Origin of the sequence: Jatrophihabitans lederbergiae (genome assembly GCF_031845305.1) — a bacterium.
Classification (GTDB): Bacteria; Actinomycetota; Actinomycetes; order Mycobacteriales; family Jatrophihabitantaceae; genus Jatrophihabitans_A; species Jatrophihabitans_A lederbergiae.
This window is the reverse complement of record NZ_JAVREH010000026.1, coordinates 1-13,844: the sequence shown is the minus strand read 5'-3', so window position 1 is coordinate 13,844 and position 13,844 is coordinate 1. Positions and strand designations below refer to the sequence as shown.

The window sequence follows — 13,844 nt, the reverse complement described above, 5'->3', positions numbered from 1 at the left end:
CGCTCGCCGTCACGGCTTCTTCAGTTCGGGCTTCGTGGCGTCCGCGTTCCTGAGATCGGGCTTCTTTAGATCGGGCTTCTTGAGATCGGGCTTCTTGCCGTCCGGCTTTCGCCCGTCCGGCTTTATCGCGTCGGCAGGCAGCAGCTCGTATCGGGGGTTGGCCAGTGCGAGGTGGCCCTTGTACTCACCCACGGTGCCGGTCACCCGGACGATCGAGCCCGGCTCGATGCCGGGGATCCGGGTACGGCCGAAGAACAGCAGCCGCATGCCGCCGGAGGCGTCGAAAACCTGTGCCTCCAGGGACTTTCCGGCAGTGGTTCCGACCTGGACGATCTTGATCCGGCCCTCGATGGTGACCCGCTGCTTCCACTTCACCGACGCGATCGGGAACACACCGTTGTCGTCGGGCTCGGACGGAACGTCCGGGTCGGTCGCCAATGCCGACTTCGGAGCGCCGTCGTCGAAGGCGACCTGCTCGTCCACCAGTGCGGCCCGCTCCTTCGCCTTCGCCCGCTGCCGCTCCAGTTCCTGTTCCTGAGCAGCGTCCAGGGTCGTATCGAAGGGCACGATGGTGGCCGAGACGTGCGGGATCTTGGCCATCGCCGCGGCGATGCGGTCAGCGGTACGGTCGTGCAGGATTCGCTGGGACACGCGCTTGAACGTCCGGCGTGGCAGCAGCACGGTCACCTCGGCCCGCTCGCCGACCACGGCACCGAGCGAGATCTCGGCCACTGCCCGGATCAGTCGGCGGTCCGGGCACTCGGCCAGTTCCAGCGGCACCCGGTCCCCGAGACCACGCTCGATCCAGGATCGCTGCAACTCATCGGCCCGCTCGGCGTCGAGCACCACATGCACTGCCCGCAGCTCGGTCGGCCGCAGGCTGCCGGCATAGCGCAAGCCACGCACGACGGCCAGGTCCAGTCGGTCCACCAGGACCAGGACGACGTGGCGGGCGTAGTTCGGTGCACCGGCGCCGCCCTTGCCGATGGCGGCCGTCACCAGGTCCAGTGACCTGGCCTCGGCTCGGTACTGGCTGTTGAGCCGCATCAGCACCCACCACAGGAGCGGTCCCAGCACCAGCACCACCCAGGCACCCTCGGTGAACTTCACGACGGCGGTGATCACGACGATCGTCAGCGACAGGGCGCCGCCGGAGGCGTTGATCCACCACTTCTTCTTCCAGCCCTGCTGCTTGTGGATGGTGTGGTACTTGGCCATCCCGAAGCCGGCCAGGGTGAAGCCGGTGAAGACGCCCAGGGAGTAGAACGGCACCAGCGCGTCGACCTTGGCCCGGCCGACGATCAGCAGCACGATCGAGAAACCGGTGAGAATGAAGATGCCGTTGCTGAAGGCCAGCCGGTGCCCTCGCCGGGTCAGTTGACGGGGCAGGAACGAGTCCTCGGCGACGAAGTTGGCAAGGAACGGAAAGCCGGTGAAGGGGGTGTTCGCGCCGGTGATCAGGATCAACGCAGTGGCGATGGTGAAGATGGTGTAGCCGAGATGGCCGAAGAGACTTGTTCCCAGCGTGGCCTTGGCCACCTGGGAGATGACGGTCGGCGTCCCGCCGGTGTACGGGGCGGCGTGCGTCTCCATCGAGAGGTAGCCGACGCCGACCACCAGAAAGGCCAGCATTCCCGACATCAGGCCCAGGGTCTTGCGGGCATTGGGGCCGGGCGGCGTCTTGAAGGCGCTGACGCCGTCCGAGATCGCCTCCAATCCGGTCAGGGAGGAGCCACCGTTGGCGAACGCCTTGAGCAGGTAGAACACCGCGATACCGGACAGGATCGAATGATGCTGATCGGTGACCGCCATTTGGCCGGGCCGGTCGATGGCGTATTTGGGCAGGTCACCCAGCAGTTCGCGGATCACGCCGATCACGATCACCACCGTGGTCGAGGCGAAGAAGAAGTACGTGGGAAAGGCGAACGCCTGGCCGGCCTCGCGGATGCCGCGCAGGTTGCCGAAGGCGAGCAGCAGGATGATCGCCACCGCGATCTCGACCTTGTACTCCTCCAGCGAGCTGATGGCCGAGGTGATCGCGGCGACCGCGGCGGCGACCTGCACCGCCACCGTCACGATGTAGTCGATGAGCAGGGCGACCGCGGCTATCTGTGCGGTCTTGTACCCGAAGTTCTCCCTGCAGACGACGTAGCTGCCGCCTGCCCGGGTGTAGACCATGACGACCTCGCGGTACGAGAGCGTCATCAGGACGAGGATGACGAGGATGACGGCGGTCATCGGCGCGAGGATGTGGAAACCGGCAAGGCCGAAGACGCCCAGTAGGATGATGAGCATCTCTTCGGTGCCGTACGCCGAGGACGAGATGCAGTCCGAGGACAGGACGCCCAGCGCGATCTTCTTGGACAGCTTCTCTTCGTGCAGCTGAGAGCTCACCAGGGGCGGTCCCAGCAGCACCCGTTTGACCCGGTAGCTGAGACGTTCAGGAACGGCGACGGACGCGGCTATCGCGGGAGCCGCGGCCTGCTCCGTTCTGGTGGGCTGGACAGAGGTCATGGCGGACAGGCTACGACGTCTGCGGAAGCAGTGTGGACATGGCTCGGTTCCGGCACGGCTGTCAGCCGGTGACCGGACCGATCCGGCCGACCGGACGGCCACCGCCGAGCACCGGAAGCGTTGCCAGCTTTGCCAGTTGGGGCCCGGCCACGCCGAGGTGGCGCAGGCCCATCACCACGGCCAGGTCGGCCGCCCGGCCGGCTCCGTCGTCGATCTTGACGGCCACCGCGCCGCCGTCGGGCAGCGCCGCGGCAAACACGCCCTCGGCTCCGTCCTTGGCGATCAGGCCCGGGATGGTGCGCATCAGGGTGGTGGCGGCACGGCCCTCGCCGGCGACCAGTTCGGGGTACGCGCGCATAGCCTCGGCGACTTGGCGCTCCGGTCCCGCCGCGGTGGCGATCCGCGCGAACGCCCGCGCGACGCCGGTCAGGCTGATCGCGAACAGCGGCGCTCCGCAGCCGTCCACGCCGGTGGTCAGCACCGGCTCTGCGGCGAGGTCGGCCACCGTCCCGGCGAGCAGTCGCTGCAGCGGGTGCGCCGGGTCCAGGTACCCGGACAGCGGCCAGTCATTCACCAGGCACGCCAGCAGCATCGCGGTGTGCTTGCCGGAGCAGTTCATGGCCAGCCGGGACTCGGCCAGGTCAGCGCGCAGATACTCGCGCAGCTCCGCCGGACCGATGGGCAGGTCCGGCGGACAGTCCAGGTCGGACTCGGTGAGCCCCGCCCCGGCGAGCTCGGCGGCGATCAGCTCACGGTGCAGCACCGAGCCGGAGTGGGATGCTGTGCCCAGCGCCAGTTCCGGCGGCGCCAGCGTCAGGCCCGAGCGAAGCATGCCGACGGCCTGCAACGGCTTCAGCGACGAGCGGGCGAACACCGGCTGCTCCGGCTTGCCGGCCGAGAACCGCACCGCACCCTCGGCGTCCAGCACGATGAGGTGGCCGGTATGCACGGACTCGACGACGCCACTGCGCTCTAGCTCGACCAGGGGCACGCCAGCGGAAAGTCGGATCACGTGCCCGATTGTGTCTGAGCGCTTCCGCCGCCGGTCCGCGACCCCCGCTGGGGTGTCAGCTCAGTCGGTCAGCGGGCACATTCCGAGCAACCGGAGGCCGCCGACGTCCGGGCCGTCCTTCTCGATCACCGCGGTGACCCAGCCGCCGTCGCGGCCGTGCTGGCGCAGGACCTCGGGATCGGCCGGCAGGTCGACCGGGCCGAACTCGCGCTGCTCCCAGTCGATCCGGGCCCGGTGGCCGGCTCGGGCCAGCGGCAGCACCGACTCGCCGCGGGCCAGTGAGTCCCGGCTGGACTGCAGCCAGCCGATCGCGTCGTCCAGCGCCGCGACCAGCGCGGGGTTGCCGTCGCACCAGGTCGCGACCAGTTCTGGCCGGGTACGGGCGACCCGGCTGCCGGAGGTGTACGAGCCGGCCGCCAGCGACAGGCCCAGCTCGCCGCCGTGCAGGCCGGTCAGGGCGAGCGCCTCGGCGAGGACGTGTGGCAGGCCGATGACACGGGCGATGGCGGTGTCCTGCTCGTCGGCGGTGGTCGGCACCGGCTTGGCCCCGAGGTCACAGAGCAGCACGGCCAGCGACAGCCAGGCGTCGAGGTCGGTGTCGTCCTCGAGGCTCAGCGCCCAGGGAGCGTCCCGGAAGAGCATCGGGTCCGAGGCCAGGAAGCCGGACTGCTCGGTGCCGGCCAACGGGTGGCCGCCGACGAAGCGTGCCTGGGGCAGCCGGGCCACCACTGCCCGCAGAACGGGGACCTTCAGCGTTCCGACGTCGGTGACCACTGTTCCCGGGGCCACCGCGCCGGCGATCGAGAGCAGTGCCTCGTCCAGGCGCGGCAGCGGCATCGCCAGGACGACCAGGTCGGCGCCGGTGACCGCCTCGACCGGGGTGGTGGCGACTTCGTACCCGGCCCCTCGCGCCGCACCGGACTCGGCTGGGGCGGGGTCATAACCGGACACCTGATAGCCGCCCAGGCTCAGGGCTTGCAGCACGGAACCACCGATCAGCCCGAGGCCGAGGACGGCGATCCGATCAAACGATTGAGGCACGGAATGAACGTATAGCGACGGACCGCGGATCACTTACGGCCGGTAGCGGAGCGTGACCTTTCCGATGCCGTGATGACACTCGATAGAGCCTCAGGCGGCCGGCAACGTGAGCTGGGCAACCCATGCCGGTGGCGGATCGGACTCTGTCCGGGCGAGAACTTTGTTACGCACCCGATTCATGCCAGGATCGACACTCACGAGGCCACATCGACTCGACATACCGTTCACGTAACACGCGGAGGTACTGGGTCATGGCGCAGAGCAGCTACGCGGTCGCCGCTTACCGCGATGGTGGCGAATGGCGCTGTGACGCGCTGCCGTCCGCCGTGCTGGACGACCTCGGGGTGCTGCTGTCAGCGCTGCGCGGTCAGCCGGCCGAGGGCGGCCCGTTCGTGGTGGCCAGCGTGGAGGACGAGTTCTTTCTGATCGCCCGGATGCACGGGCCTCGCATCGATCTGCTGCTCTCCGACCTGACCGCGTCGGTGGAGTTTCCGCTGGCGGCCCAGGTGCTGGAACGGCTGGGTGAGGACCCGCCGGAGGATGATGAACTGGACGAGGTGTGGCCGATAGGTGAGATGGACCTGTTCGGCGACCTCGAGCTGGGCGAGGACGAGATGGAATCGATTCTGGAAGACTCGGATGCCTATCCGGACGAGACGCTGGACACCGTGATCGACCGGATCGGGCTGGAGGATCAATTCCGCCGCGCCCGCCCTGCGGGCCGGGTGGCGCGTTGAGTCACTTCGCGATCGCTCTGGTGGGCTGTGCTGGTGAATGGGTGCTGGAAGAGCTCGATCTCGAGGGTTGCGAGACCGTCGACGACGTCGTTGAACTGCTGCGCGACTTCGACGGGCCGATCCGGCTCCTCGCGATGGAGCAGGACGATGAGTATGCGGTGATCGCTCGCCTCGATGTTGCCGAGGATGAGGTCGACGAGCCGATGCAGGTGTTCCTGTCCAACGGGCACGCCGCGGACGACTACCCGCTGGCGCAGCTGTTCGCCGACGGCCTTACTGAGATCGGCGGCGACCCGCTGGACGGCGACGAGGACGCGCCCCGCACCGTGCACGACGTGGCCCCCTTCGGAGACGCCGAGCTGCTGAGCGATCTGGGCATCCCGGCGCCGGAACTCGTCGAGCTTGCCACCCGTGAGGCGACGCTGCCCGGCGATCTGATCGAGGCGGTGTGCGACCGGCTGGACTGCCTCGCACAGTTCGAGGCCCTGCGCGGGTGAGTGCCGGCATCGTTGCGGCCGAGCTGTCCGGCGCGATGGGACTGGCCCTGTCCGAAGCCTTCGTGGCCGGCGCCGCTGGCGAGATCCCGGTGGGCGCCGTGGTGCTGTCGGCCGCGGGGGACGTGGTGTCCACCGGCCGCAACGTGCGTGAGACCTCCTTCGACCCGACCGGTCATGCCGAGGTGGTGGCGCTGCGGCGGGCCGGCGAGGTGCTGGGCGACTGGCAGCTCACCGGCTGCACCCTGGTGGTGACGCTGGAGCCGTGCACCATGTGCGCCGGGGCGCTGGTGTTGGCCCGGGTGGCCAGGGTGGTGTTCGGCGCGTGGGACCCGAAGGCCGGCGCTGTCGGCTCGCTGTGGGACGTGGTCCGCGACCGCCGGCTGAACCACCGGCCCGAGGTGGTCGGCGGTGTCCGCGAGGCTGAGTGCGCCCAGGTGCTGACCGAGTTCTTCGCCGGCCGGCGCTGACGGTATTGTCTTCGGCGGTGGCGTGTCCGAGCGGCCGAAGGAGCACGACTCGAAATCGTGTGAGGGTAAACCTCCGTGGGTTCAAATCCCACCGCCACCGCCAATTGGGCCTCTTTCACACCCCCGGTACGTCGGACGGCGTGGAGGAGGCCCTCCTTCGTTGGGTCAGTCGGGTCACCCTGTCCTCTCCGTTCGCTCGGTCGGAGCTGTTTGGGCTGGTCGGTGACTGCTCGGTAGGCCACGGCTGACGTGCGGACGTCGAGAGGGAGCAAAGCCCTGGATTGGGAGGAGCCTGCCCGTTATGAAAGTTTTGTTCCTACCCTCTCCACCCATCGCGAAATGTGGATAGTGACCCGGCGGCTCCGTCTGCGCATCTCGCGGAGGCGGCAGACGCAAAATACCTTCCGGCCGGTACGTAAACCTGCTACGTTCCTCGCACTAACACGGATCAGAGCTTTGTGGGTGTGCCGTTAGAGTGCGCTGAGGGTCTCTGCTGAATGGTGGGAGTCCTTCATGCGGCATGTTCTGTTTCGTTCGGTCACGGCAGCGGTGTCAGTGGCAGGGGTGGTGGCCGGTTGCATGACGGCTGTGGCTCCGGCGGGCGCTGTGACGCCGGTGACGGAGGCGCCCGTGACGTCTCAGGCGGATGCGTCGCGTCCTGATGTGGTGTCGGCGCAGCTTGCCGCGCGGGTGTCGGGGCGTCGGGTTCTGGTGACGGGGTTGTCGAGTGAGGTGTCCTCGACGTGGGTGAACCCGGATGGCACGTTGAGTACGGATGAGTCCTCGCAGCCGGTACAGGCCAAGGACGCCGACGGGGTTTGGCGCCCGTTGGATGAGATGCTTGCCGCGCAGCCGGACGGATCTGTGAAGCCGGCTCTGTCGGCCGCGGGGGCGTCGTTCGCGGGTGCTGGGTCGAGGTCGGCCGCACGGCTGGTCTCCGCGGCGGGCGTTACGGGTTTTGACTGGTTGACGGCGTTGCCGGCGCCGGTGCTGGCGGGTGACACCGCGACGTATCCGAATGTGCTTACCGGGACGGACCTGACTGCTACGGCTACCGCGACCGGGTTCGAGCTGTCGCTGGTGGTGAAGGCGAAGCCGGTGAGTGCGCTGCCCGCGTCGATCAGCCTGCCGTTGAAGGGCATCGGGTTGACGTGGGCGTTGAGCGCCGGTGGGGTGCTGACCGGTGCGACAGCGGGGGGCAAGGTGGTGGTGACCAGTTCCGGTGCCCAGGCCTATGACGCTGCCACCGATCCGGTGACCGGCATGCCGCTGCACTCGGTAGCGCTGGGACTAGCCCTCTCGGGTACGACGGGCGCTCAGAGCCTGGTGGTGACGGTTCCGACGGCGTTCCTCAATGCGGCTTCGACGGTGTATCCGGTGACGATCGACCCGTCGGCGTCGTGGACGAAGTCGGCGTGGGCGTTCGTGGACGCCGCGGCCCCGACGACGGTGTATTACAACACCAGCTCGAGTGCTCGTGCTGGGGCGTATGACGCTGCAGGCACGCATGTCAGCCGGAGTCTGTTCGCGTTCAATACTTCCAACCTGGTGGGTAAGGACATCACCTCGGCCACGGTCCGTTTCAACGAGACGGGGGCGGCGGCTGACTGCGTCGCCCGGCCGTTCGAGGTGTGGAGCACGGGGGCGTTCACGTCCTCGACGAACTGGAACAACCAGCCGGCGTTCGGCACCCGTTACGCCACCATCACTTCCAACGCCGGTGGTGGGACAGGTTGCCCGTCGGCGACGGTGAGCGGTGACATCACCGCCTGGGGCCAGCACGCGGTCGCCAACGGCAACGGTGCGAACTATCTCGGGATCAAGGTCGCGGCCACCGCTGAGTCCACGCAGGCCTACTTCAAGCAGTTCGGCGCGGTCACCATCTCGGTGACCTACAACTCCTATCCCTCCACGCTGTCGCAGCTGTCGGTGTCGCCGTGTGCGGGCTCCTGCGCCGCCAGCGCTACCCGGTACGTCAAGACCGGCCGGCCGACGTTCTCCTCCTACGCCACCGACGCTGACGGCGGTCAGATCGCGCACTACTTCGCGGTGCACCCTGCCTCGGATGCGTCCTCGACCATCCTGACCGGGCACTCCACCGCGGCCGGTAACGGCTCCATGTCGTGGCAGGTTCCCGCGGGCAGCCCGCTACCCGATGGTGCTTACACCTACACTGCCTGGGCATTCGACGGCACCGACGTCGGCCCGACCAGCGCACCGGTGGCGTTCACGATCGACGCGACCGCCCCGGGCGCGCCCTCGGTCAGCTCCTCCACGCAGCCGGCGGGGCAACTGGTAACTAGCTCGGATTTCGGCTTCACGATGACCGGTGCCAGCACTGACACGATCAAGTTCGCTTACAAGTTCGACGCCGGTAACTATTCGGCGTGGGTCAGTGGCCCGAACGCGACCATCCCGAACGTCGCCCGGGACGCCTTGCACACGTTGTCGGTTCTCGCCCAGGACACCGCAGGCAATGTCTCGGCCCCGACGATCTATCGCTTCGGTGGCGGGTTGACCAGCCCGGTCGATGAGGACCGCACCCAGCGGTATGTGACCCTGTCGGCTGCCGGACCGGCGTCCTACCCGTACGCGGCCTACCAGTGGCGGCGTGGCACCACCGCCACGTGGGTGAGTATCCCGACCGGCGACGTCTCGGTTTCGGGCACGACCAACGCGCCCGCAGCATGGCCGGTGAGCGCCATCGGCGCCGCTTACACCTGGAATCTGGCCAGCACGGTGGGAGGAACGGACGGGCTGGTCCAGGTCCGCGCGTGCCTCTACACCAGCGCCACCGACCCGGCGCCGGTGTGCCCGGCCGACCCGGCCGGCATCACCCTGGCGGCGAACACCTTCGGTGACTCCCACGCCACGGCCGGTGTCGGCCCGGGCACCGTGTCCCTGACGACCGGTGACTTCCAGGTCTCGGCGACCGACGTCAACGTCCCCACCTTCAACGGAAGCCTGTCGATCGGCCGCACCCTCAGCACCCTGCCGACTCCGACCGAAACGGCCGGTGCGACCGGGGTGTTCGGGCCGGGCTGGGCGGCGTCGATGCCCGGCACCGACGCCGGTGCGGGCGACACCACTCTGGATGATCAGACCGCCGACGGTTACATCGACGTGGTCGGCAGCGACGGTGACACTGCCACCTACGAGGCGACCAGCCTGGTGACCAGCTACCCGATCACCTTCGCCGGTGTGGGGAATGCCGCCACCGACGGCTCGGTGCTGACCAAGACCAGCGCCACCGCGATCACCCTGACCGACTCCGATGGCACGGTGACCAGCTGGGCACCCAGCGGCGGTACGTGGCTTGCCACCCAGGTGAAGGAGCCCGGGTCTCAGACGGCGATGACCTATACCCGTGACTCCGCCGGGCGGGTCACCCGGATCCTCGCTCCGGTGGCGTCGGCAGCGATCAGCTGTGCGACTCCTGACACCACGGCGGGTTGCCGCAGTCTGAAGCTGGCCTACACCACCCTGACCGTCGGTGGTTCCACGGTCACCCGACTGCAGAACGCGACGTTCGTGGCCTGGGACCCGCAGGCCAGCGCGATGAGCTCGGTCGATGTCGCTTCCTTTGACTACGACACCAACGGCCGCCTTGCCCACGCGTGGGACCCCCGGGTCAGCCCGGCGCTGAAGACCGCCTACACCTATGACAGCACCGGCCGACTGGCCACGATCACCCCGCCCGGACTGGCAGTGTGGACGTTGACCTATGACACCAGCCACCGCCTGGTCTCGGCGTCGCGGCCAGACCCCTCCGGTTCCACCGCCATCACGACCGTGGCCTACGGCGTGCCGACCTCAGGCGCCGGGGCACCGGTGGACCTGTCCGCTGCGGCCGCCGCGACTTGGGGCCAGGTAAGTGACCTGCCCGTTCCCGGTACGACCGGTACGGCGGTGTTCGGCCCGGACCACGTTCCCGCCGGCGCGCCGACCACTACTGACTGGCCCTACGCCAGCCTGAGCTTCACCGACGTCAACGGTCGCGAGGTCAACACCGCGACCTACGGTGCCGGGCAGTGGCTCATCGACACCACCCGGTATGACTCCCACGGCAACGACATCTGGTCTCTCACCGCCGGCAACCGCGCGCAGGCGCTGAACCCCACGACTGACACCGACCCGGCCGCTGCGGCAGCGAGTGGCAGCGCGGCCGCGGAACTGCTGGCGAGTAAGAACGTCTACAACACCGACGGCAGCGAGATCACCGACACCTTCGGCCCGATCCATCCGGTGCAACTGGTCAACGGCACCCTGCTCGACGCCCGCGCCCACACCCACACCGACTACGACCAGGGCGCACCGGCGACCGGTGGCCCATACCGATTGCCCACGACGATCACCAGCACCGTCCAGGGCAGCGACGGCACCGACTACGACGCCCGGATCACCCGCACCGGCTATGACATCGTCAACACCGCCGACCCGAACGAGGCCTCCGGTTGGACGCTGCACCAGGCCACCACCACGACCACCCAGATGGGTCCGAGTGCTGACCCGAGCGCGGACCTGGTGCGCATCAGCCGCTACAACCAGGCAGGGCAGGTCATCGAGTCCCGGCTGCCGGGCGCGGCCGCCGGCGGCAGCGCCGGTGACACCGTCACCAGCTACTACGCCCCGGGCGCGTCCGGAGCGTGCGTGTCCACCGCACTGGCCGGACTGCTGTGCTCCACCGGCCCGGCTGCGCAACCGACCACGGGCAACCCGCTACCCATTACGAGCACCACCTACAACCGCTACGACCAGCCGCTGACCGCCACCGAGACCGCCGGGACGACGATACGGACCACGACCACCAGCTATGACCCCGCCGGGCGCCCCGCAGGGTTGACGATCGCGGTTACCCCGGCCGCCGCCGGTGGCACCGCGCTACCCGCGGTGACGACCACCTATGACAGCGCCACCGGTCTGCCCACCACCGTCAGCGCCGGCGGCAAGACCCTGACCACCGGCTATGACAACCTCGGCCGGACCACCTCCTACACCGACGCCACCGGCAACACCGCGACCAGCACCTACGACATCGCCGGCAGGGTGACCACCGCCAACGACGGCAAGGGCAGCACCACCTACACCTATGACTCGGCCACCGAGCACCGAGGTCTTGTGACCGCCGAGGACGTCGGCGTCGGGACCGCACCCGGGGTGTTCACCGCCGCCTACGATCCTGAGGGCAACGCCGCGACGGTGACCTACCCCAACGGGCTCACCGCCACGACCGGCTACGACAACACCGGCAGTGACACCGCACTCACCTACACCAAGTCCGGCGCGACGTGGCTGAGTTTCATCCAAACCCCGGGCAGTGACGGTGCCACCGCGGCTCAGACCAGCCCCGCCTCGGCGCAGCAGTTCGGCTACGACAACGCCGGCCGGCTGACCCGGACCCAGGACACCGTCCCCGACCCCGCGACCGGTGCGGTCGCCTGCACCACCCGCACCTACACCGTGGACAAGAACTCCAACCGCACGTCGCTGAACAGTTACCCCGACGACAACAGCAACCCCAGCACCGGTAACTGCACCACGACCACCACCCCCACCGCATGGGCCGGCGGATATGACCAGGCCGACCGGCTCACCAACACCGGCTACACCTACGACACCATGGGCAGGACCACCACCCTTCCCGCGGCCGACGCCCACGGAATCGGCACCCACACCACCACCGGTGACGTCACCATCGGCTACTACACCAACGACCTCGTCGCCACCCAAAGCCAGGGCGGCCGGACCCTCGGCTTCACCCTGGACCCCAGCCAAACCCGGTTCATCGACACCACCGACACCGCAGGTGCCACCACCACCAACCACTACGCCGACAGCGGTGACTCACCCGCCTGGACCAGCACCAGTGCGACCGCGTGGACCCGCAACCTCATCGGTATCGCCGGAGGCCTGGCCGGCACCATCGACCAAACCGGGACAGTGACCCTGGACCTGGCCAACATGCACGGTGACATCGTGGCGACCTGCCCCGATGACACCGGCACTCCCGGGATCAGCAGCTACAGCGAATCCACCGAATACGGTGCACCCCGCGACGTCACCACCGCACCCGACACCTACGGCTGGCTCGGCACCAAACAACGCTCCACCAACGACCTCGCCGGCCTCACCCTCATGGGCGTACGCCTCTACAACCCCACCACCGGACGATTCCTCTCCGTCGACCCCGTCCCCGGCGGCAACGACAACCCCTACATCTACGTCAACAACCCCACAGACCAATTCGACCTCGACGGCAACTGCCGTTGGTGCCACCGAGCATGGCGTTGGGCGTCGCACCACAAGGTTGACATCGCGTTGACCGTTGCATCCTTCGTCGTCCCAGAAGCCACGGGTGCCATCTGGGCGTACCGTTCCTACAGGCTTTACCGGGCGATAGAGGCAGGGGAGGACGGTTACAGAGCCACGAGGGCGACGAGCTGGGGCGCGAGGAGACTTTGGCTCGGACGTGGCGCTTCGCGGACCGTGACCAGGTCGGGGGGAACCAGATGGGTCTCACGGTCCGGTGCTAGATCCTGGCGCTCACCGTCTTACAAGGGGCGCCGTGGTTGGGAGTCCAACTTTGACAGTAATACTCCTCGCTATCGGACGCAGCACGTACAACACCGCAGGTGGTGGTGGTGACCGACAACCTCTCTGCGGCGATTCCGCCGCCAACCGATTCAGAGCCCAAGGTCGTGGGACTCAGTTTGGAAGGGCAATGTGTCGGTTATGTTCGTATAAGAACCGTCGAGTGGTTCAGGGGCGGAGGGCTCGTCAAATGGTTCGCACGGACGAGGCGGCTTCAATTCGTCGGGGTCGACCTCGACGTCCGGATCTTGGAAAAAGATCGATCAGTTTCTGAGTTGGACTTCGCCATCCCGGATAAAGAACAGTTCGTTGAACGACTGAGTTCCGGTACGCTTAGCTTGAATGATGTTGTCTACACAGTAACCCCATTGGGGCAAGCGGAGCGTGAGCGCGTACTTTCAGAATATTTCTGACGGTGGCTCATCCGTGGCTCTTCCCAGTTGATGGTGTAGGGCTTGGCGCGTCGGTCGCGGGATAGGGGTCGAGGTCTTCCGATGATGGAGGTTCCGACACGCCCGATCCGGAAACCTCGACATGGCTGAGCCCACTTCTACTGCCCCCGATCTCGACGCGTTTTGCCTGCTCGACCGGCTGGGTCTGACCGTCACCGGTCAGCATGTCGCCGCCGACCACATGGTGCTGCGATGCCGGTTGTCGAGTCCGATGACCCCGTTGAGCGTTCGTGGTGGTGTGACCGTTGCGGCGTGCGGGGCGTCGCCCGTGACACCGTTGTGCGTCGGCTGGCGCACGTGCCGGTCGATCGGATTTGGCCATGGACTCTTCGTGGGCAGCACCTTTTATCATCAATGGTCTTGGCGGCCGTGGAAGTAGAGGTTAGTGAATTGAGCAAGTTAAATGGGCTCATCGCAGAAGAGGGTGTAGTTGGGGTCTGAAGCCGCCGGTGTCGGGTAGTGATCTGGTGATGTAGTTGGTGAGGTTGCGAAAGCCCAGGGCGGTGCCGTGCAAATGTTCCAGCCGGCCATTG

The 13,844-nt window shown here is 67.7% G+C and carries 8 protein-coding genes, 1 tRNA gene and 1 pseudogene; 7 read left to right on the top strand and 3 right to left on the bottom strand.

Features of this window, described 5'->3' with window-relative positions; all coding sequences use genetic code 11:
• Window positions 1–9: 9 nt before the first annotated feature.
• The 3 genes from RM423_RS16450 to RM423_RS16440 form a co-directional block, all read right to left on the bottom strand.
• A complete protein-coding gene (locus tag RM423_RS16450) occupies window positions 10–2,514 on the bottom strand; it encodes an amino acid permease (protein WP_311424133.1) in 2,505 nt (834 codons plus the stop codon).
• A gap of 61 nt (window positions 2,515–2,575) precedes the next feature.
• Complete coding sequence (locus RM423_RS16445; RefSeq protein WP_311424132.1) at window positions 2,576–3,526, bottom strand: asparaginase; 951 nt, start codon at window positions 3,524–3,526, stop codon at window positions 2,576–2,578.
• Window positions 3,527–3,586: 60 nt separating this feature from the next.
• A complete protein-coding gene (locus RM423_RS16440; protein WP_311424131.1) occupies window positions 3,587–4,567 on the bottom strand; it encodes a prephenate dehydrogenase/arogenate dehydrogenase family protein in 981 nt (326 codons plus the stop codon).
• Window positions 4,568–4,818: 251 nt separating this feature from the next.
• Here RM423_RS16440 and RM423_RS16435 point away from each other — a divergent pair, with 251 nt between their 5' ends.
• From RM423_RS16435 to RM423_RS16405, 7 genes and pseudogenes are all read left to right on the top strand, one after another.
• Window positions 4,819–5,304 carry a tRNA adenosine deaminase-associated protein gene (locus RM423_RS16435; protein ID WP_311424130.1) on the top strand — a complete coding sequence of 162 codons (486 nt, stop codon included), beginning with the start codon at window positions 4,819–4,821 and terminating at the stop codon, window positions 5,302–5,304.
• On the top strand, window positions 5,301–5,801 hold the full coding sequence (locus tag RM423_RS16430) for a tRNA adenosine deaminase-associated protein (protein WP_311424129.1): 501 nt from the start codon (window positions 5,301–5,303) through the stop codon (window positions 5,799–5,801). Before RM423_RS16435 ends, RM423_RS16430 begins: the two co-directional genes overlap by 4 nt.
• Window positions 5,802–5,836: 35 nt before the next feature.
• Window positions 5,837–6,268, top strand: coding sequence for a nucleoside deaminase (locus RM423_RS16425; protein ID WP_396327753.1), 432 nt, complete (start codon window positions 5,837–5,839; stop codon window positions 6,266–6,268).
• Between the two features lie 16 nt (window positions 6,269–6,284).
• A tRNA-Ser gene (locus tag RM423_RS16420) sits at window positions 6,285–6,371 on the top strand.
• 527 nt (window positions 6,372–6,898) lie between these two features.
• Complete coding sequence (locus RM423_RS16415) at window positions 6,899–12,913, top strand: RHS repeat-associated core domain-containing protein (RefSeq protein WP_311424127.1); 6,015 nt, start codon at window positions 6,899–6,901, stop codon at window positions 12,911–12,913.
• Entirely contained in the window at window positions 12,910–13,272 is a 363-nt protein-coding gene (locus RM423_RS16410) for a hypothetical protein (RefSeq protein WP_311424126.1), read from the top strand. Before RM423_RS16415 ends, RM423_RS16410 begins: the two co-directional genes overlap by 4 nt.
• Before the next feature lie 121 nt (window positions 13,273–13,393).
• A pseudogene (locus tag RM423_RS16405) lies at window positions 13,394–13,617 on the top strand (ISL3 family transposase); the annotation flags it as partial.
• Window positions 13,618–13,844 lie beyond the last annotated feature (227 nt).